Source organism: Staphylococcus sp. GDX8P80P, from assembly GCF_017893095.1.
Classification (GTDB): domain Bacteria; phylum Bacillota; class Bacilli; order Staphylococcales; family Staphylococcaceae; genus Staphylococcus; species Staphylococcus borealis.
Window position 1 is genome coordinate 1 of the sequence record NZ_JAESMI010000016.1, and the last position, 20,905, is coordinate 20,905.

20 protein-coding genes and 2 pseudogenes are annotated in these 20,905 nt (G+C 35.2%); 15 read left to right on the top strand and 7 right to left on the bottom strand.

Annotated elements, in window-relative coordinates; translation table 11 throughout:
* Window positions 1-229: 229 nt before the first annotated feature.
* Window positions 230-415: pseudogene (locus KA858_RS01845) on the top strand (NAD(P)/FAD-dependent oxidoreductase); the annotation flags it as partial.
* A 106-nt stretch (window positions 416-521) separates the two neighbouring features.
* On the opposite strand, the gene KA858_RS01850 reads toward KA858_RS01845, so the two are convergent.
* Entirely contained in the window at window positions 522-1,208 is a 687-nt protein-coding gene (locus KA858_RS01850) for a type 1 glutamine amidotransferase domain-containing protein (RefSeq protein ID WP_210134863.1), read from the bottom strand.
* 185 nt (window positions 1,209-1,393) lie between these two features.
* Here KA858_RS01850 and KA858_RS01855 point away from each other — a divergent pair, with 185 nt between their 5' ends.
* The 8 genes from KA858_RS01855 to KA858_RS01890 all read left to right on the top strand — a co-directional run bounded on the left by KA858_RS01855 (window position 1,394) and on the right by KA858_RS01890 (window position 8,646).
* Window positions 1,394-1,906, top strand: a complete 513-nt coding sequence (locus tag KA858_RS01855) for a DUF308 domain-containing protein (RefSeq protein ID WP_204193804.1) — start codon at window positions 1,394-1,396, stop codon at window positions 1,904-1,906.
* A 389-nt stretch (window positions 1,907-2,295) separates the two neighbouring features.
* On the top strand, window positions 2,296-3,492 hold the full coding sequence (locus KA858_RS01860; protein WP_210134864.1) for a 3M3SH-releasing C-S lyase: 1,197 nt from the start codon (window positions 2,296-2,298) through the stop codon (window positions 3,490-3,492).
* A gap of 13 nt (window positions 3,493-3,505) precedes the next feature.
* The gene (locus tag KA858_RS01865) at window positions 3,506-3,913 is read left to right on the top strand and encodes a carboxymuconolactone decarboxylase family protein (RefSeq protein WP_210134865.1); all 408 of its coding nucleotides are present in this window, start codon (window positions 3,506-3,508) and stop codon (window positions 3,911-3,913) included.
* 167 nt (window positions 3,914-4,080) lie between these two features.
* Window positions 4,081-5,274, top strand: coding sequence for a formamidase (gene fmdA / locus KA858_RS01870; RefSeq protein ID WP_210134866.1), 1,194 nt, complete (start codon window positions 4,081-4,083; stop codon window positions 5,272-5,274).
* Window positions 5,274-5,540 (top strand): FmdB family zinc ribbon protein, encoded by a 267-nt coding sequence (locus tag KA858_RS01875; RefSeq protein ID WP_210134867.1) that lies wholly within the window; start codon window positions 5,274-5,276, stop codon window positions 5,538-5,540. Before fmdA ends, KA858_RS01875 begins: the two co-directional genes overlap by 1 nt.
* Before the next feature lie 251 nt (window positions 5,541-5,791).
* Window positions 5,792-7,153, top strand: coding sequence for a dihydrolipoyl dehydrogenase (lpdA, locus tag KA858_RS01880; RefSeq protein ID WP_210134868.1), 1,362 nt, complete (start codon window positions 5,792-5,794; stop codon window positions 7,151-7,153).
* Window positions 7,154-7,538: 385 nt separating this feature from the next.
* Complete coding sequence (locus tag KA858_RS01885; RefSeq protein WP_210134869.1) at window positions 7,539-7,877, top strand: PadR family transcriptional regulator; 339 nt, start codon at window positions 7,539-7,541, stop codon at window positions 7,875-7,877.
* Window positions 7,867-8,646 (top strand): hypothetical protein, encoded by a 780-nt coding sequence (locus KA858_RS01890; RefSeq protein WP_210134870.1) that lies wholly within the window; start codon window positions 7,867-7,869, stop codon window positions 8,644-8,646. The genes KA858_RS01885 and KA858_RS01890 overlap by 11 nt, the downstream gene beginning before the upstream one ends.
* A gap of 86 nt (window positions 8,647-8,732) precedes the next feature.
* Here the strand turns inward: KA858_RS01890 and KA858_RS01895 are convergent, their stop codons facing one another.
* From KA858_RS01895 to KA858_RS01915, 5 genes are all read right to left on the bottom strand, one after another.
* Window positions 8,733-9,491, bottom strand: a complete 759-nt coding sequence (locus KA858_RS01895; protein WP_210134871.1) for an SDR family NAD(P)-dependent oxidoreductase — start codon at window positions 9,489-9,491, stop codon at window positions 8,733-8,735.
* Between the two features lie 540 nt (window positions 9,492-10,031).
* Window positions 10,032-11,135 carry a mannitol-1-phosphate 5-dehydrogenase gene (locus tag KA858_RS01900; protein ID WP_070854549.1) on the bottom strand — a complete coding sequence of 368 codons (1,104 nt, stop codon included), beginning with the start codon at window positions 11,133-11,135 and terminating at the stop codon, window positions 10,032-10,034.
* The gene (locus tag KA858_RS01905; protein ID WP_210134872.1) at window positions 11,135-11,569 is read right to left on the bottom strand and encodes a PTS mannitol transporter subunit IIA; all 435 of its coding nucleotides are present in this window, start codon (window positions 11,567-11,569) and stop codon (window positions 11,135-11,137) included. The genes KA858_RS01900 and KA858_RS01905 overlap by 1 nt, the downstream gene beginning before the upstream one ends.
* A gap of 11 nt (window positions 11,570-11,580) precedes the next feature.
* Entirely contained in the window at window positions 11,581-13,617 is a 2,037-nt protein-coding gene (locus KA858_RS01910; RefSeq protein WP_210134873.1) for a BglG family transcription antiterminator, read from the bottom strand.
* Between the two features lie 73 nt (window positions 13,618-13,690).
* Window positions 13,691-15,250: a PTS mannitol transporter subunit IIBC gene (locus KA858_RS01915; protein WP_210134874.1), complete on the bottom strand. Its 1,560-nt coding sequence runs from the start codon at window positions 15,248-15,250 to the stop codon at window positions 13,691-13,693.
* A gap of 432 nt (window positions 15,251-15,682) precedes the next feature.
* Here KA858_RS01915 and KA858_RS01920 point away from each other — a divergent pair, with 432 nt between their 5' ends.
* The 6 genes from KA858_RS01920 to KA858_RS01945 all read left to right on the top strand — a co-directional run bounded on the left by KA858_RS01920 (window position 15,683) and on the right by KA858_RS01945 (window position 20,419).
* Window positions 15,683-16,069: a DUF6978 family protein gene (locus tag KA858_RS01920; protein ID WP_245342012.1), complete on the top strand. Its 387-nt coding sequence runs from the start codon at window positions 15,683-15,685 to the stop codon at window positions 16,067-16,069.
* 4 nt (window positions 16,070-16,073) lie between these two features.
* Window positions 16,074-16,868: a DUF1828 domain-containing protein gene (locus KA858_RS01925; protein ID WP_210134875.1), complete on the top strand. Its 795-nt coding sequence runs from the start codon at window positions 16,074-16,076 to the stop codon at window positions 16,866-16,868.
* Window positions 16,869-16,983: 115 nt separating this feature from the next.
* Window positions 16,984-17,199, top strand: a complete 216-nt coding sequence (locus tag KA858_RS01930; RefSeq protein WP_210134876.1) for a zinc ribbon domain-containing protein — start codon at window positions 16,984-16,986, stop codon at window positions 17,197-17,199.
* A 245-nt stretch (window positions 17,200-17,444) separates the two neighbouring features.
* Window positions 17,445-18,350 (top strand): EamA family transporter RarD, encoded by a 906-nt coding sequence (gene rarD / locus KA858_RS01935; protein WP_107629310.1) that lies wholly within the window; start codon window positions 17,445-17,447, stop codon window positions 18,348-18,350.
* A 330-nt stretch (window positions 18,351-18,680) separates the two neighbouring features.
* Window positions 18,681-19,256 (top strand): TetR/AcrR family transcriptional regulator, encoded by a 576-nt coding sequence (locus KA858_RS01940; RefSeq protein ID WP_204193835.1) that lies wholly within the window; start codon window positions 18,681-18,683, stop codon window positions 19,254-19,256.
* 167 nt (window positions 19,257-19,423) lie between these two features.
* Window positions 19,424-20,419, top strand: coding sequence for an NmrA family NAD(P)-binding protein (locus tag KA858_RS01945; protein WP_210134877.1), 996 nt, complete (start codon window positions 19,424-19,426; stop codon window positions 20,417-20,419).
* 295 nt (window positions 20,420-20,714) lie between these two features.
* Here KA858_RS01945 and KA858_RS12765 read toward each other — a convergent pair.
* Window positions 20,715-20,905 (bottom strand): annotated as a pseudogene (locus KA858_RS12765) (IS5/IS1182 family transposase); the annotation flags it as partial.

Genomic DNA, 20,905 nt, shown 5'->3' on the forward strand with positions numbered 1-20,905 from the left:
CCAGCTTGCTTTGCTTGTAGAATTTCTTGATGAAATTCTCTTTGCTGGGGCCCCACTCCCAGCTTGCTTTGCTTGTAGAATTTCTTAGTGAAATTCTCTTTGTTGGGGCCCCACCCGCAAGGATGGCTAGAACTAAAAAAAGCTTGATTTAAGCGCCTTCTCAGTTCAGTCAGCTACTGCGAATTTGCTAAATAGCTTCATTATATTATTTATGTCCTAGACTCTATTTGTGTTAGATGAAAATAAACAATTGGTCGGCGCAGAAATTTATGGTATTGACGCAGCTGATTTAGTAAACTTACTCGTATTTATCATTAATCAACGTATGATAGCACAAGATTTAAATCAATTGATCTTTGCCTTCCCTGATGCCTCTAGTGGTGTCATTGATATGTTGAAAGTGACTATGTTGTAAATTAATATAAATCAATAAACAAGCCTACATATTGGAACTAATGAGTTATTGTTCCGAATCATGTAGGCTTGTTTTTATATTTTAACTATACGCGCAGTCTAAAATATTACTTTTGAGATTCTAAGAATTTTTCAGCTACGGCTTTACCAGATTGTGGATTTTGACCAGTAATGATGCGACCATCAGCGACTGCAAATTCAGTCCAATTATCGCCTTGCTCATAGTTAGCACCGCGACGTTTCAGTTCATCTTCAGTAAGATAAGGCACGACGTCTGCCAAACCAACCGCTTGTTCTTCACTATTTGAGAAACCAGTAACTGTTTTGCCATCGATGATATAGTTACCTTCAGCATCTTTAACATTTAATAGGCCGATTGCGCCATGACAAACAGATGAAACGACATCGTTATTGTCATAGATTTCTTGTGTTAATTTCTGTAAATCTTCATTGTTTTTGAAATCCCAAATCGTACCGTGACCGCCAGCGAAGTAGATAATATCGTAATTCTCAGCTTTGACAGCATCAGGTGTAACGGTATGGCCAAGACGTGTCATAAAGTCTTTGTTTTGATAGTATTTCCAATCTAAATCAGTCATCATATCCTCTTGTAGACTTTGTGGATCAATGGCTGTATAACCACCTTCTGGGCTAATGTAATGCACTTTATAACCATTTTTATATAAGACATCCGCGAAATGAACAACCTCGCCAAACCATAGACCAGTTGGACGGTTCATATCTGGATATTTCGTTACACTTGTCACAACAACTAATGCTCTTTTTGTATTCATTGATAGGCCTCCTCATTTTATACTACCTTCAGTCTACCCTTTTCAGAAAAGTAGGAAACCGAAGTAGTCGTGTATTAAAGATATCATGTTTCAAGTAAAAAGACGTAAGATGTATTCGTTGTGCGTCAAATGCAACTTCAATATACTTAATATAATGATGATTATTAGCGAAAGGAGGAATTAGAATGGCACAAGATAATAACAAATTGAAATGGTCAAGCTTAATAATGGGGACATTACTGTTAATTGTGGCAGTTATCATCTTTAGTTATCCTGTTAAAAACTTCTACACGCTGACTTGGCTTATTGGTTTATTTATTCTTATTAACGGTGTGATTCAGTTGTTATTCCGTCGTGCTGCAAGAGCGCTCGCTGGTAGTGGTACTGGACTTATTATGGTTATAGGGATTATAGATATTATATTTGGACTGCTCGTCATGTTTAATGTTGGAGCAAGTTCAACATTCTTTATTTTCATGTTTGCCGCATGGTTTATAGTAAGTTCAATTATTGGTCTACTTACGATTTCTAAGCAAAGCCGTTTAAAAGGACTATCTATCGTAGTTAATATTTTAGGCTTGCTATTAGGAATGATTTTATTATTTAATCCTATGATGGGAATGATACTTGTTTCAACAATGATTGCGATCACATTTGCAATTTTAGGTGTAACTTATGTCATTGACGGCCTTGCATAAATTTTCAGGATAGGGTGAGAGACATAAATAATATGATGATGCTATTTTGCAAATTCGCAGTAGCTGACTGAACTGAAAATGCGCTTAAATCAAGCTTTTTTTAGTTCTAGCCATCCTTGCGGGTGGGGCCCCAACAAAGAGAATTTCATCAAGAAATTCTACAAGCAAAGCAAGTTGGGAGTCGGGGCCCCAACAAAGAGAATTTCACTAAGAAATTCTACAAGCAAAGCAAGTTGGGAGTAGACAACGAATTTAAAAAGAATTCTGTCCCACTCCCGTTGACTTTCTCCCAGTTTTTATATTTAGAAGAGAAAATCTTAAAAAGTGAATTCATGATTTGGAAGTATTACAATAAAATATATTAAACAATGATTATAGGAGGCATTCATGTGACGTACAATTTTGATGAAATCATTGATCGCCGTGAAACCAATGCGATGAATGTTGAAGGTTATAAAGGTTACTTATTTGGAGATGCAGATACTTCAGACTTAGAAGACCATGATGAACTCATCCGTATGTGGGTCGCTGATATGGATTTCGCGACACCCGACGTTGTGTTAGATGCGATTAAAGATAGACTAGATAAAAAGATTCTAGGTTACACTAACTTATTTGGTACAGATTATTATGATGCCTTTGTCTCATGGACAGAGCGACGATTTGGTTATACATTCCCACAAGACCACCTTGTATTCTCTCATGGTATAGTTGCTGGGTTAATTGAACTTGTAAGTTATATTTGTGACGAAGATGACAAAGCACTTATTTTAACACCAAGTTATGGACCATTTAAAATGGCATGCGATAAAAATCACATTGAAACGGTTTATTCTCCAATGATTAATCATAACGGTTATTATGAAATTGATTTCGAAGATGTACGCAAAAAAGTGGAAACAGAAAATATAAAACTGTGTATTTTTGCGAACCCACATAATCCGACAGGCCGCGTATGGTCAGAAGATGAATTGAAACAATTTGGTCAAATCATGGCAGATAATGATGTATGGATCATTTCAGATGAAATTCATTGTGACATTAAACGGGCTGGTCAAACCCATATCCCATTTGCTAAAGCAGTGCCAAATTACGATAAGATTGTGACCGCAATGTCACAGAGTAAGGCATTTAATATAGCAGGCTTAATGTTCTCAAACATCATTATTCCGAATAGAAGATTATTAAAGACATGGAAGTTACATCACTTTAGTTCTGAGAATCCATTAAGTATCGTTGCGACACAGGCCGCTTATGAAAAGGGCGAAGACTGGTTAGCCGCTATGAATGATTATTTAGACGACAACTTCAAATATTTGGCAAACTTCTTAGAACAAGAAATCCCTCATGCAGAATTTAAAATACCAGAAGCCACGTACCTCGCATGGGTAGATTTAAGCTATTACATCAAAGAAAAAGAAATCAACGAACCCATCGCGAAATACTTTATCAAACACGCAGGCGTGATCATTGAAGGACAAGAACAATTCGTGCATAACGCGGAAGGTCACATTAGAATCAATATTGCCATTCCACGTGAAGTTATGAAAAAAGGATTACAAAAAATAAAAGATGCATTGGTTTAAAAGGAGATAATGTATGTCAATTATACCCCCATCAAACAATGGTCAGACACCATTTCAAAAGTTATTAGGTCATCAAGACAAAATCATGCAGTCATGGTCACAGCTAAGTGATGTGCTAGAAAATGACGGCACACTTAGCAAGGCATTGAAAGAAGAAATACGAAGAATGTTAGCCCAGAAGAATGGGTGCCAATACTGTAAGGCAAAAGGTCAACCTACCGGCAGTCTAAAAGATGAAAAATCATCCATTTGTATAGGATTTACCGAGGTGTTTATCAAAATGGGCGATCACATTCCAGACAATATTATTAAAGTACTTCAAGACAATCTGACAACAGAAGAAATCGTTGAACTCATTGCATTTATTACATTCACTAACGCACAACAGAACTTTGGTGCAATAATGAAATTACAACCATAACTCAAACCTCTAGTCTATTTGGCTAGAGGCATTTTTATTTCAAATGTTCAAATTACCAAAAAGTATATTATTACTCTCTATTTATAATTTTATATGATATGATACAAGAAACAGAATATTCAGTCATAATCAATTTTTATAACTTTATAAATAAGGGGGTTAGGCTCATGCCTAAAAAGTTATTTAGTATTGATTTAAACAAGACAATGGACCAACAAGATCATCCAGGTCACAATCGCTGGCATCCAGATATTCCAGCGGCTTTTTCAGTGGATCCTGGAGAATCGTTCAGAATGGAATGTTTAGACTGGACAGACGGTCAAATTAGTAATAATGATGATCCGAGTGATATTAAACATGTCAATTTAAATCGAGTTCATGTATTAAGTGGACCAGTACATGTTAACGGTGTGGAACCTGGAGATTTACTTGTTGTAGATATTCTAGATATTGGTGTATTTGATGAACATCAATGGGGATTCAACGGTATCTTTGATAAAACGAATGGTGGAAGTTTCCTTGTAGATCATTATCCTAATGCGCAAAAATCAATTTGGGATTTCAATGGTATTTATGCGACGAGTCGACATGTACCTGGAGTAGAGTTTGTAGGTTTAATTCATCCTGGCTTAATTGGTGTGGCACCATCTCAAGAAATGCTAGATGAATGGAATCGCCGTGAAAAAGAACTTGTTGATACTGACCCAAATCGAGAACCCGTATTAGCTAATTTACCTGACACAGACGCTGTAGTTGCTGGTACGTTAACTGGGAAAGATTTCGACAGAGTGGCTAAAGAAGGTGCACGTACGGTTCCACCACGTGAAAATGGTGGTAACTGTGATATCAAAAACTTATCTAAAGGTTCACGTATTTACTTCCCAGTCTTTGTTGATGGCGCAAAATTATCAGTAGGAGATTTACATTTCTCTCAAGGTGATGGCGAAATCACATTCTGCGGTGGTATTGAAATGCCTGGTTGGATTGAACTTAGAGTTAATGTTATTAAAAATGGCATGGAAAAATATCATATTAAGAAGAATCCAGCATTTAAACCAGGTCCAGTAATGCCTAATTATACGGATTACATCGTCTTTGAAGGTATTTCTGTTAACGAATTTAGTGGTAAACAAACGTATTTAGATGCTAATACGGCATATAGAAATGCTGTATTAAACGCAATTGAATTCTTAAAAACACGTGGCTTTACTGGCGAACAAGCATACATGTTACTAGGTACAGCTCCTGTACAAGGCACTGTAGCTGGCATTGTAGATGTTCCCAATGCATGTTGTACAATCGCAATTCCTCGAGAAATTTTTAAAGAGGATATTATTCCAAACTTGGAGCCGGATAAGTAATGCCTAATTATACTTATAATTGCGCAAAATGCGGAGAATTTACACTTCGACAATCAATGAACATTCAACATGATACAGCTACTTGTCCTTCGTGTGAGAATGAAGGAACACGTGTTTTTAATAGTTTTCAAACGTATAAAATGGATGGAAAGTTAAAAAAACGTATTGAAAGAGGTCAAGAACCCAGATTAGTAAGTAAAGATAAACTTCCACCAATGACTCCAAAACCAAGTAATGCAGCTCGTCCTTGGATGGCTGGTCATTAATTAAATCTGACATATTTACCCTCAGCACATTTAAAATGCTGGGGGTATTTTCATGCCTTGTTCTAAATACGTCCCTTATTTAAAAAAGTAAAAATTCTGTCACTTACGTTTATTTGAAATTATAAAAATATAACTCTAATATATAATTGAAAGGGTGTAAAGCGCTTACACCAAATTAAGGTGATTATGTTCAAAGCAAACATTATTAAGGGATGGAAAGACAACTTCAAAGGTGAAAGGGGTAGCAAATGATGTCTAAATCATATGATTTAATCGTTATTGGAGCAGGGCCTGGAGGTTATGCAGCAGCAATTCGAGCAGCGCAATTAGGAAAGCATGTAGCGATTGTTGAGAAACAACACGTGGGTGGTGTATGTCTGAACGTAGGTTGTATACCGTCAAAGATATTTTTAGAATATGGTGCGAAAGTGAGAGACATACAATCTGCAAACAATTGGGGAATTAAGACGAATCACATAGATATCGATTTAAATGGTCTTGTGCAACGTAAAGACCAAGTGGTTAAGACCGTAACGGATGACGTTCGAGATGCATTACAGCAACACAATGTTGACATGATTGAAGGTGAAGCAGAAGTACTTGAAGGATTGAAAGTCCAAGTGAATCAGACCATTTACACGGCGAAAGATATTATTTTAGCAACAGGGACAAAGCCGTTTGTACCACCAATCGAAGGTCTAGATCAAGCACACTTTAAAACAGCTGACACATTTTTCAACATGGATGCATTGCCGAAACAACTCGTGATAATTGGTGGCGGTGTGATTGCCTCGGAAATCGCCTCTTCAATGGCTGATTTAGGTGTAGATGTTACGATTTTGGAAAAGGGCGATAACATTTTATCTAGTGAAATTGAGGAGATACATACGCATCTATCCTCATATTTGAAACAACAAGGTGTACAAATTATTACTAATTCTGAAACAACGAAAGTGAATGCTACAACTTTAGAAATAGATGGCAAAGATGGGCCTAAAGAAATACCATATGAAACGTTACTCTTTGCGACAGGACGACAACCTAATGTTCATGTGGCTAAGGCGTTAAATCTAGAACAGGATGGGAAGTGCCTCCAAGTCAATGAACATTATGAAACAAGCTATGCGCATGTTTATGCGATTGATGATTTGGTGCCAGGTTATCAACTAGCACATACCGCAAGTGCGCATGGTAAGTATGTAGCAGAACATATTGCAGGCAAACATCCAGAGGCGATTAATCAAGAAGATATACCGCGATGTATCTATACAAGATTGGAATCTGCGTCTGTTGGGTTATCAGCATTACAAGCACAAGAAGCGGGCTATGAGGTTGAAGTGACAACTTCGTCTTTTCAGAAGAATCCTAAAGCAATCTTGAAAGGTGAAATACAAGGACTTGTTAAAATAGTAGCGAATAAGCAAGATGGCAAGATTTTAGGTGGATTTATCGTTGGGCCGCATGCGACAGATTTAATTAGTGAAATCTTAGGCATTAAAGTGGCTGGAGGTACGTTGAACGATATTGCGCACATTATTCAACCACATCCTTCACTATCAGAAGTGATTGGTGAAAGTGCAGAGGCATCTTTTGGAAAAGCAATATACCATTAAGTATGAACAATCATTATCTTTCAAAAACCAAGTCAAATACATTAGCGATTTATTTATAAATTACACAAAATGAATTTTAATATTTACGTAACTAGTATGAACGATCCCCCAGGCGCGCCAAAGCTGCTGGTGGATTTAATGTGTTATTTATGTAACTCGTTAATTAACGTAGCGATTAAAATGTTAAAGTAAATTAAATTGTTTAAGTAATAAACCTCATTCGTTAAAAATACGCAGTATTGTGTAAACTACACACATTAAAGTAACTTAATAAACTGCAATTTAACGATCATTGAACAGTCACTATCTTTTATCGTAAGATAGTTGACTTCTTTTTTAAAATACACTATCTTATATTATAAGATAGTTAGTAAAAGGTGATGACATGTCAGTATCTAATCAAATGATGAAGGGGCTTTTAGATGGTGCAATTCTAGGACTTATAGCTAAGGGTGAGACGTATGGGTATGAAATTTTAGAGAAATTAAAAGAAAACCAATTTCCTGAAATTAGCGATGGTAGTATTTATCCAGTGTTACTTAGATTAAGTAAGAAAGGCTACGTTCACACAACCACGCGTAAATCAGATAACGGTGGCCCTAAACGTAAGTATTATACGATTTCTGAAAGCGGCCAAGAAGAATTGAAACGATTTAAGGAGAAATGGCGTTATCTCAACTCAGGAATGAATAATTTATTCGGGAGTGATGAATATGATGACTAAAGCACAGGAAGACTATATATTAAAGCTAAAGGCAGAATTAATGTTTAGAGGTAAGGATGAGGATGAAGTCCATGCCATTGGTGATGAATTACAAGATCACTTTGAAATGGCAGAAGCGAATGGTGGCGATGTGAGCGATATTCTGAATACGCCTGTGAAAGACTATGCGGATAACTTCTCTAAAGAAATGAGCTTCACTAAAGGGTTACCTAAGTATTTAACGTACTTCGTATGCTTTATGATTGCGGTATTTACGATACCAGATTTCTTTGAAACGACCTTTACACTCACGGTGGGCTATATTTTAAATATAATTTTTATCTTCGTATTAGCGATGATTGTGCCGTGGTTCTTAATAAGAAAAGCAATTGTAAAATATGGCGATGCTAAACGTGTCTATGTCTATGTGTTTATAGGCGGTATGGTTCTTTTTACACTAATGATTGTAAGTACGTATATTGCTGAAAAATATCCAATCTATACACTTGTGAGCCTTAATCAAACGCAAAGTATCGTTACTGGACTCATATTATTAGCAATTGTCATGTTGCTATGTTTCATTGTGAAACAAAAGTTATTTGCACTTGTCATCTTTATCGTGTGCTTACCTAATTTAATCGGCCAGATTTTTAAAGCACATCATCATTCTAATGAGCAATTTCTAACGATATCACTTGTACTGTATATCGTATTACTTATTGGAATCAATATCGCATTCTTTGGTCATGCTTATTATACGAACCGAAAAGAGCGAAAACATCATTCTTAAATGATTGATAAAAAGCGTTGAATCACTTCATTAATAGTGACTCAACGCTTTTATTAGTGATGCATCATTGAAATATGAATGCATCATTAATCGACTAACCAACCACCATCGATTGGAATAATTGAATCGTGGATGAAATCAGAATCATCACTTGCTAGGAAGAGTGACAATTGTGCAATTTCCTCTGGTTGACCATAACGACCAGCAGGTACAGAATTTGTTTTTTCCATAACATCTGCAGAACCTTCTTCAAACATCGCATGTGTCATGCCAGTATCAACGGCACCAGGTGCAATGGCGTTTGCTTTAATACCTTTAAGGCCATAATCAAATGATAATTGTTTTGTATACCCTGCAATACCATGTTTCGCTGAAGTATAAGCTGCACCGCCACCGCCAGCTACAAATGCACCGATAGAAGCAATATTAATAACAGTACCTTTGCCATTGTCGATCATATGTGGCAACACTGCATTCGTTACAAGATACGTACCTTTTAAATTGATATTAATAATTCTATCCCATAATTCCTCTGACGTTTCTAGCGTTGGTTTATAATCATCTAGAATACCAGCTGTATTATTTAAGATATTAATCGTATCAAATGCTTCAACACCTTGTTTAACAGCGTGGTCAACACTTTCTTTATTAGATACATCGATCGTAACTGGCAGTGCTTCGCCACCATGCGCTTTAATGTCACTAGCTGTTTGGTTCACAGTTTCTTCATTGATATCAGCGATGATAACTTTAGCACCTTCTGATGCATAAAGAATGGCCTGTGCTTTACCCATACCAGAACCTGCACCTGTAATAAATGCGACTTTACCATCTAATTTTCCCATTAATAATCCCTCCAAGATATATTCATGAACACCCTTTATTTAACTATTCCTTTAAAATGTGAAAGTATTCATACCACTTATTTATGTATTCATAACTTTAAGTTATGAGACTTTGAATGATTATTAATTAAGAATATAGATTCAACTAAACTATTGTAGATGGCTAGGATAATAAATTTTACTTGCTAAAATACGAAGTATAGACTGCGAGACGCTACTAGGCATAGCATTAGCACTGAGACAAAACCTAAGTAAAAAAAGAGTTAAATCACAGCCTACAAGACTTTGAAAAAGGCTTATAAAGTGATTTAACTCTTTTCAATTATTAACAGATTGGCTTCACAGTGGTTGATTGGGAGTGGGACGACGAATTTAAAAGAATTCTGTCCCACTCCCTAATCAACTTTGTGGGGGCGAAAAAATGAATTCTTAAACACTAGAATTCTGTTTCGCTCCCAGCAATGCCTAGAGCAAGCGAGCAACAACAATACGTAGTATTGTGTAACCTGCACGCATTCAATTGTTAGAGTATTTAACGCATTATAGTTCTTCGTACACAGCTACAATTTCATCTGCTAAACGGTCATTGATTTTCGCATATTCTAATAAGAATGCTTTTACACCATGTGCATCAATATATTCACGCATTTCAACTGTTTCTTTATCGTTCATATCATCATATTTCAATAATAACGCTGCTGCTTTTAATAAGCCTTTGCGACGTAAGTTATTTTCATATAGATAAGATAAAGGTTTGATAATACGATCTTTAGGACCGATTTTACGGATTGTGCCACGACCTACACGTGTTACTTCGTCAGAAAGGTATGGATTTTCGAAACGACCAATAATTTTCTCAACATAAGCCGCTTGTTCATCTTTAGTGAAGCTGAAGTTATCTACGATATACTCGCTTGTTTCACCTAATACTTGACGTAAATCTGCAACGATAGCATCATCTTTAACCGCATCTAAGACAGTATCTCTACCATAGAAACGACCAGCATATGCTAATAAGGCATGACCTGTATTAACAGTTAATAATTTACGTTCGATATAAGGTGTTAAATCATCAACATATTTAATATGTTCTAATTCTTCACCGTACCAAGCGTCTTTTTCGACAACCCATTCAAAGAAAGGCTCAACCATAACGTCTAAAATATTGTCATTCTTTTGAAGCGGGACAATACGGTCAACCGCAGAGTTTGCGAAGTGAATGTTATCGCCTAATGGACCAGTGATATCTAAGATTGCTTCTTTAAGCGTATCAGTCGCCATAATTGCATTTTCACATGCCACGATGTTGACGTGATTTTCTTTTTCTTTTAACACTGGTGCGAATGATTTCGCAATAATAGGAAGAATGTTCACACCAACCGCAGTTGTAATGATATCTGCTTCAAGAATCGCTTGTTTCAACTCGTCTGAAGGTTGACCACTGTTAATTGCACTAACACCAGTCACGCGTGTTGTTGTTTTCTCTTCATTAGCAAGAATAACGTTATATGCGCCTTCTTTATCTAATGCAGTGATAATGTCTTCGTTAACGTCTGCAAATGTGACATCAATATTGTTATCTGAAAGAATATAGCCGATGAATCCACGACCAATATTACCAGCTCCGAAATGTACAGCTTTCATTATGCATCAGCCTCCTCGAAGACTTGTTTGATTTCTTCCGCAGATTTAGCATTGACGATACGTTCAACATTTTCTTCTTCACTGAATGTAATTGCGATTTTAGATAATAAGTCTAAGTGTTCGCCATCTTTACCAGCGATACCAACGACAACTTTCACTGTTTCGCCGTTCCAATCTACACCTTCAGGAATTTGAAGTAATGTTAAACCAGATGCTAATACATCACCTTTAGCTTCATCAGTACCGTGAGGAATTGCTAATCCGTTACCCATGAATGTAGAAACAAGTTGTTCACGTTCTTTCATTGCTTGGATATACGCTTCGTTTACAGAACCGCTATCTACTAACGCACGACCTGCTTTTTCGATGGCTTCGTCTTGGCTTCCTACAGATACGTTTAAAAAGATATTGTCATTACTAAATAATTCAGTCATTTTATACACTCCTAAGTTAATTGGTTTTGAATTCGTTTTAAAAAGCTATCTCTCAATATGTGTTTCATAGCTTCAGGGTCTTGCATGAAGTCATCAATTTGCTCGAGATGATGCCCCAATTCAGCAGATAGTTCCCCGACAAGTTGTGCCATTTCATCATTATTTGGGATGAATAGGCTAACCATATATTTAATTTTGAAAAGGTCATTTTGAGTACTTTGCATGTCCATCTCTTGATTCAATATCGTGATAAGAATCAACGGACGTAAAATCAAATCATCCTTCATATGTGGAATAGCAACAGGGTAGGGTTGCAATATCCAACCAGGATTCTGATTCAATTTATCCTGCAACAGCTCAGCGAATGACGTCTGACTATTCGGCGCAATCACGCCATTGTCCTCAAGATAGTCAGCTAAATAGTGATTCCAAATAGTTACATTTTTATATTCAAATTGCATAGAGTTCAACAATGCTAAGCCTTGTTCGATGTTCCTGACCACTTGATCAGGATCTTGAATCGAATGTTTTACTTCGCGTATTTCTTGTTGTTTTGCTTTATGCTCAGTTGTCTTTAAGAATGATGCCACATAGGTCACGTCAGCTTCTGGTAGTAGCGGGTTAACCGTAATAAATGGTGCTGAAATATCCAATTTAACAGTTGAAATAATACCATCGTAATCTTCAAGATTTAATCGTTTCAAATCACTGACGGACGCTTGCGTAATCTTCTCTATTTCATTAAACGATTGTTGTAGTCGTGTTGCTAATAATCGACTTGTTCCAATACCACTACTGCAGACAACTAAAACATGTAGCAGTTGGCTCGACTGACTTTTTAAGGAGCCACCAAAATGCAAGACAATAAAGGCAATCTCGCTATCCGGGAAGACTAACTCCGGCCACGTCTGATCAATCGCTTTATGCACGATGTCGAAGAGACGAGGGTACTTGTACTTAATCATCTCAGTGAGTGGATTGTATGTCTCAATATTGGCTTCCAAACGATTAATCGCTGGATTGATGTGCAATGATAAGCCATGAACAAGTGTCGCATAGTCTTCAAATGTTTGGCCTGATAGACGTTCAACACGATTTACAAATGCTTGTATTTTACGGTCGTCAAATTCATTATTCTCAAACATCTTGGAGGTTGTTCGACGGTTTGCACCACGTAAATGAATTGTTATAAAAGTAACTTCCGCTTGGTTAAAGTCGATATCGTATAGTGTCTCTATACGTTTCGCAATTTCTGTGGCAATTTGATGTTCAAATGTGTCTTTAACAGAATGATGAATATCTTCATTTATGGATACATACTCTCCATTTTGAATGCGCGCAATACTCAATACAATATGGACGGTTAAGGTAAGGTAGCTCGACTCCGTTAAGGTGTACGGCAATTGGCCTAAGTAATCCATTAAGATACGTTCAATCTTAAAGATACTATCCAAATCGACTAACGCTTGTTGAGACTGATTAATCGATTGATAGACAAAGTGATTCTCGATAACAGAGTAAACACTTGTACTATTTAAGTTATTTACCATCAATTGACTTAAGAACTCACGTTTCTTCGATTCAGGACCATCAAGATATACCCCTTCACCACGTTTGCGATAAAGGTTAAGTTGATAGCTTGCGAGATCTTTCTCTAGGTCATCAAGTAATTTGGTTAATGATTGAACAGATACGCCAATTTCTTGCGCCAAGCTATATTGCTTCACCGCATGCTTGGATTGAATCAGTGCGTATAAGATAATCGCTTTTTGTTCTTCAACAGACAAGTCAATCGTATCGTGTTGGGCCATTTCTTGTTTTAAAAGTTGAATTTGGTCATCGTTACAAGACAACTTAATGCCTTTTTTATTTGCACGTTCAAGTGTCATATTGAATCCTTGAAGGTAGGTTTCAATGCCTTTTAACTCACGATGAATTGTACGAGAGGACACGCCAAGTTGTTGAGCAATTTCATAAATCGTGACGTATTGACCGTAATACTTAATTAGCAGTTCAATGATTTCCTTTTCACGTGTACTCATTAACATGGTGTGTCCCCCCTTTGAAGGAAGTCTGAACATAGGAAGCAATCGCGCTATGTTTGACTCCTAAACTATTTAATTATGCTTTGTCTTGATCTTTCTTCAAGTTGTTTAATAATTCTTCATAACGTGGAGAATTTAAGAAGTTATCCACTGAGATATGAATTGCGTTTGGAACTTGTTTGATTGCACGGTCTGTTAATGTTTTTTGTGTAATAACAAGTTGTGCATTATTTGGTAATTGGTTAATTGCAGTATTTGTAACGTTAACGTCTGAAATGCCTGCTTTTTTAAATTTATTACGTAACATACTTGCACCCATTGCACTAGAACCCATACCCGCATCACATGCGAAAATAACATGGTCAACATTGCTATAGTCATGCGCGTCTACGTCTTCAGTGTTGTAGTTATCAAGTAAGTCTTCTTCGTCTTCTTCTGATGAAGCTTCTGTATGATTGTCACCTTCAGCTTTGTTTGCTGCTACGCCAGCTGCACCAGTACCAGTAGTGGCACCAGTTAATTTAGATGACACGCTAGATTTTTTACCTTTAGTAGATTCCATTTTTGCTGTTGCTGCTTCTAAATCTTGTTTAGGTTCTTTAGTAAATTTCATAATTAATGCGGCAACTACGAATGAAACAAGTGCTGCTAAGAATACGCCTAATACCATGTGTAAGAACTCGCCTTTAGGTGCATTTAAGCAATACACGATGAATGAACCTGGTGAAGCTGGACTCTTGAATCCGAAACCAGTTGCTTGGTAAGTTGCTACGCCAGTCATACCACCTAAAATAACAGCGATGAATAATAATGGACGCATTAATACATATGGGAAGTAAATTTCATGAATACCACCGAAGAAGTGGATGATTCCTGCACCATATGAAGTTGCTTTAGCTGTCCCTTTACCGAAGATCATGTACGCTAATAAGATACCGATACCTGGTCCAGGGTTTGATTCGATCGCGAATAGAATAGATTGACCTGCACTTGCGGCTTGGTCAGTACCAAGTGGTGTGAATACACCATGGTTAATTGCGTTGTTAAGGAATAAAATTTTAGCTGGTTCTACGATGATACTTACAATTGGTAATAAGTGTAAGTGTACTAAGAATTCAACTGCTACTGATAAGATGTGCATGATGAATTGCATAATTGGCGCCAATAGTTTGAAGCCAAGGATTGTCATAATGAATGCTAGAATACCTGCTGAGAAGTTATTGAATAACATTTCAAAGCCTTGTGGTGTTCTAGGTTGTAAGAATTGGTCAACTTTCTTCATTAACCAACCAACAAGTGGTCCCATAATCATTGCACCAAGTAACATTGGTGTATCTGGTAATGCAACAATAACCCCCATAGTTGCTGTCGCTGCAACGATACCACCACGTAAGTCGTGAATTAAACGACCACCACTAAATGCGATAAGTAATGGAATTAGGTACGTGATCATTGGTCCTGCTAATTGAGATAATTCTTTGTTAGGATACCAACCATTATCAATGAAAATCGCAGCAATAAAGCCCCATGCGATAAACGCACCGATGTTTGGCATAATCATACTACTAAGGAATGAACCAAACGCTTGAACTTTACGGCCGAGACCTTTTTTCTCTTGTGTCTCTGTTTGAGCCATAACTACACCCCTTTTTTTTTTCTGATTTGATACTTCAATTGTAAGGGCTTAAGAAAGCGTCTTCAACACAAAGAAAATGCCACTTTGTCACAGTAATTGTGACAACAGTGTGGCAAGGTCGTGGATATATTATTAAAGTTTCTAATTACAGATCAATTATAATTAGTTATTTAATTATTTCTTCGTAGTTTTAATGATAGTTAGTACATAATTATTTAATGGTATAAAATGACATTTTTAGTGTTTAATTTCATTTAGAGATAGTATAATTAATTTGATGTAAAGAAGTTTCAATTGACTAAGTATTTAAGAAATAAAAGTTTCATAACTGACAAAATAAAATACCTTATAAATGATTTAAGGAGAAATAATAATGAAGCTAAAACTTACGGACAACGATGTTATTAAGTTAATAAAATTAAGTAAGAAGAGGTGGGAAACGGAGAAATTGAAATTATTTCTAATGATGGAAGCGTAAAATTCATATTAAGTTATTTTATAAGACCAGGAAAAATAACAATTAACTATAGAGAAACAATACATAATTTATCTTTAATTAGATTGAATTTAAATAATAATTTTCATAAGAATGCTAATAATAAACGGGCGTTTGGGAACCGAATAAACATATATTCAGAAAAAGAATTTGAGAAAAAAGGTGATGGATATACTTATATGATAGCTTATCCACTGCCATATAAGTTATTCGAAGATACATTAGATTTTGTTCAACAATTATATACAATGTTGAAATATACAAATACAAGGTACGATGATAAAATCATCATTGATGAATACATATTTGATAAGGAGGGATGATAACATGTGCAATGAAGATATTAAGACAATTAGTAATGATTATTATGAATACTTAAAAAATGAAAATAATTTTATCTCATTGCAAAATAAAAGCATTGAATTTCACTCTCCAGTAATTGATTATTTTGGTGATTCTATTTCAGTAAATATTCAGAAGCAAGGGGAAGAATATTATGTTACAGATTATGGCGAAACGCTTTGGAATTTAAAAGAATTTGGCATAGATTTATTACAAAATAAGCAATCAAAAAAATATCATATTTTATCTAACATTTTGAATGATTACGATCTATTAATTGAAGATAAAAAAAAATATGTAAAAACTAACAAAAAGCAATTGTCTCAATCATTACATGATTTCATCCAAGCAATTTCAGATATAAGTAATTTAGCAATTTTAAAAAAAGATACTGTTAAATCACTATTTAAAGAAGAAGTAATTGACTATTTCTTAGCAAATAAAAGACTATTTCCTAATATATTCCCTGAATTTAAAGTAGAGGGTAAATCTAAATTAATACACAGCTTTGTGGCCGTATTTCCGGGGGAAACAATACAATACGTTCAGACATTAAAAAATATTAATACTAATAGTGCAAAAAATATCCTGTTTGATTGGGAAGATGTCTCAGAGTATAGAAGTAAGCACTATGATACTAATGCTAAGCTTAATTTAATAACCGAAAATAAAAAAGATATTAGTTCTAAAGCTTATGAAATATTAAATAGCTATGGTGTAAATGTATTATCATTTGATGACAAACATTCTCTTGAAAAACAATTTGGTATAGCAACATAACACCTTTAACTTATACGTTATAAAGGTCTAACGATGAAAAAATTATAATGAACATAAATTATTTATTTACATGAGGGTATTGAAAAGTAAACTGTTATTTTGAGGAGTGTTGTGTATGACTGGAAACACAGGAAACGGCTGTGTGAAATGTGGACATACGGAAGTGGAAGAAGGTACATTATCGGCAACAGGTTCAGGGCTTTCTAAAATGTTTGATGTGCAACATAACACCTTTAAAACAACCACATGCAAAAATTGTGGATATACAGAATTTTATAAAACTGATAAAAATAGAACGAGTGATATTGTCGATTTATTCTTTGGAGGATAATAGAATACTACGCTTTATGGTAGGACCAGTGACTTTCATGGCGCTGGTTCTTTTTATATTGAAAGGAAGACTTCGGGTTGTGTGATGTTAGAGGGACGGATGTCTAAATTCGGGTTAATTCAATCTGATTTACTGGGAATTTAAGAGATTTTGAGCAGTTTATATATCTAACTTTCTTAACTATTGGTAACATAGTTGTATTACTAAATACATATTTCCAGGGTTATACCAATAGGAGGGTTTGGATGAATTCCAATACTGAATTTAAAAAAGGGATTCTATATGCGTTAGGGGCATATGTACTATGGGGTATCTTGCCAATTTATTGGAAATTAATTGGTGGCGTTAGTGCATTTGAAATCCTAGCTTATCGCATTGTATTATCCATGATCTTTATGATTCTAATGATCGTCGTTTTAAAGAAATCACAAACATTCAAGCGTGATTTACAACATTTATTCTCACATCCAATTGAACTTATCGTCATCATTATTGCCGGTTATGTGATTACGGTGAACTGGGGAACGTTCATTTGGGCTGTATCTAATGGACACGTACTTCAATCTAGTTTAGGTTATTACATTAATCCATTAGTCAGTATATTATTGGCGTTTATTTTCCTAAAAGAAAGATTTAATAAATTTGAATCTTTAGCCATCGTATTTGCGGCAATCGGAGTACTCTATATGACGATACGCGTTGGAGAATTTCCAGTTATCTCATTAATGCTTGCTTTCTCATTCGGCATTTATGGCTTGTTGAAGAAGATTGTTAAAATCGAAGCCATCAGCAGTATTGCGATTGAATGTATCGTCACAGCGCCAGCGGGATTAATTTATATGATTTATTTATGGAAGACAGGAACGTCATCAGTCGGTATGAACATGGATACCTTCTGGCTACTATTCTCAGGGGCAGTAACAGCCATTCCATTGATTTTATTCTCAGCAGGTGCTAAACGAATTCCTTTATCTCTAACAGGATTTATTCAATACGTTGGACCAACAATCATGTTCTTCTTAGGTATCTTTGTCTTTAAAGAACATTTTGACGCACAACAATTAGTTACATTCGCACTTATTTGGTTCGGAATCATACTATACAGTATCTCTCAATATGTGAAGATGAAACGCAATCCAAGACCTCAATAATGATTTAAACGAGCCTAGAACATAAATAATATAGTAATGTTATTTTGCAAATTCGCAGTAGCTGACTGAACTGAGAAATCGCTTAAATCAAGCATTTCTCAGTTTAGTCATCCTTGCGGGCGGGGCCCCAACAAAGAGAATTTCACTAAGAAATTCTACAAGCAAAGCAAGCTGGGAGTGGACGACGAATTTAACAAGAATTCTGTCCCACTCCCTTTCCAACTTTTCTTAAATAAGTTAAAAATAATAAAGATTTTATTATTTGACCAATCGTTCTAAAAAAGTTATGATACTTTTATCAATAAATGTATGGATTAGGAGTAAAAGCAGATGACTAGAAATAAAGATTTTGATGTTGAATCAACATTGTTAAAAGCAATGAATGTATTTTGGAAATATGGTTATGAAAAAACTTCAATACAAACACTATTAGATGAGCTAGGCATTCATCGAAAAAGTATGTATGATACATTCGGTGGCAAACATCAACTACTTGTAGCCTCCGTTCAGCGATATCAACAAAAGATGAATGATTATTTAAGTTATGAAATACATCGGTCAGATTCAGCGCAGGCACAACTTAAAAATATATTTTTATTGGTGATTAAAAAGGAAGAATTTAAAAAGGGGTGCTTATTTATAAAAGTTGCGACTGAACTTTCAAACCATGATTCAGAATTAAGAACAATGTCTGAACGTAATATCCAAAAAATAGAAGACATATTTTTTGATATTATAATAAGGGGGCAAAAGTCTGGTGAACTTTCTGAAGAAAAAGATGCTCGTATTCTAGCACAGTACCTAATGAATGCTTGGACAGGACTAAGAGTGTTAGTTCAAACAACAAGCGATATGCATCGCCTCGAAAATATTGTCGATGAAACATTGCGAAGTTTAGCACGCTAATAATATACATTTTGAAAATACATTTGTTAAAAAAATAAAAATATGATAATAAAACTAGAAATCTTTTGTAATGAAAGGTTGAAATTTACTTCGTTTTTTGACCAATCGTTCTAAAAAGCACTTTTATTTCAAACGTTTATTGATATAAAAAATAAGGAGAGATTAAAATGAATAAAGAAGAACTTATTTTAGTTACAGGTGCTGGTGGAGAAGTTGGATCATTAAGCAATATTGTGATTGAAAAATTATTAAATAAAGGATTTCGTGTACGTGCATTCATGCATAGTGGTAATGCGCGTATCGATGATATTAAAAAATTAGGTGCAGAGGTTTTTGAAGGAGATCTGCTGAATTTATCTGATGTAGTGCATGCACTTAAAGGGGTGTCAAGAGTATATTTTAGTATGAGTTTATCCCCTTATTATTCAGATGCTGCAATAATTATGTCATCAGCATGCAAGCAAAATGGGAATATAAAAGCATTTGTAAACATTTCTCAATACGAAATGACATATATGAATTTTAATAAAATGGCACTTCCTGAAAAAGAACGTCAAGCATGGTTAGGTGGCTTTGTGAAAGATTGGTCACCGCAAGAAAGAGCACATTGGGTTACAGAACAGGCTTTAAATTGGTCAGATCTCCCAGTGATTAATGTACATGCAGCTATTTTTATAGAAAATCCTATTCTGACATGGTTACCACTTAAAGAAGTATTGGAAACTGGAAAACTTAGATTACCTTTTAATAATCAAAAATTCGCACCAATTGCAGGCTATGATGTTGCGGAGGTTATTGCGAATATATTAGAAGCACCTGAAGAGCATGTGAATCAATCTTATACTATAAACGGTCCGAAATTAATCGGTGGAGACGATATAGCAGAGGCATACAGTACTGTACTTAACCACGATGTAACTTATGAGTCAATCGATTTAGAATCATGGTCCAAACATTATATTAGTGAGGTACATCAAAGCAGAAATGCACATACTGCAGTTCATTTAGAAACATTAGGTAGATTAGTTGCTAGCGGAAGAAATAATAATGAAGGAACCGAGCAATTGACGCAGCTACTACAACGTGAACCTGTTGACCTTGAATATGCGTTAGCGCACAGTCCAAAAATTAAAGAAGTACTAACACGAATGTCTAATTCTTAAGAAATATAAGTGTTTAGAAGATGTTATAAATAAAGAACACGTTTCATCAAAGTCACATTTGACTTCTGATAGAAACGCATTTTTTGAAGTTTAAAATTGTGATACTGCACCGAAAAGTGAGACATGATTTTGGGTTTATGTGGTGTGAATATGCGCATGACGGTTCTGTTGCAAAGTCAGAAAATAATTTACTAATAAAATAAATAGACTGTGTATACCTCACACAAAAAATTTAGAAATAATCATTTCTATGAATCTTTAGTATTGGAAAAATATGGTGATGATGTTTTATCAATTAAATTAACATAAAACCATGATTATCAGAAGTTTGATTCACATTTAAAGAGTCCGGGACATAAAGTTCTTGGATAAGTGAATAAAAGACAATTTCTATTGAAATAATATAGAAATTGTTTTTTTATAAATTTTTTGATTATTTTCAGCTCGTTGAGCTACTACTTTTCCTTATATTAAGTGCCATTAATA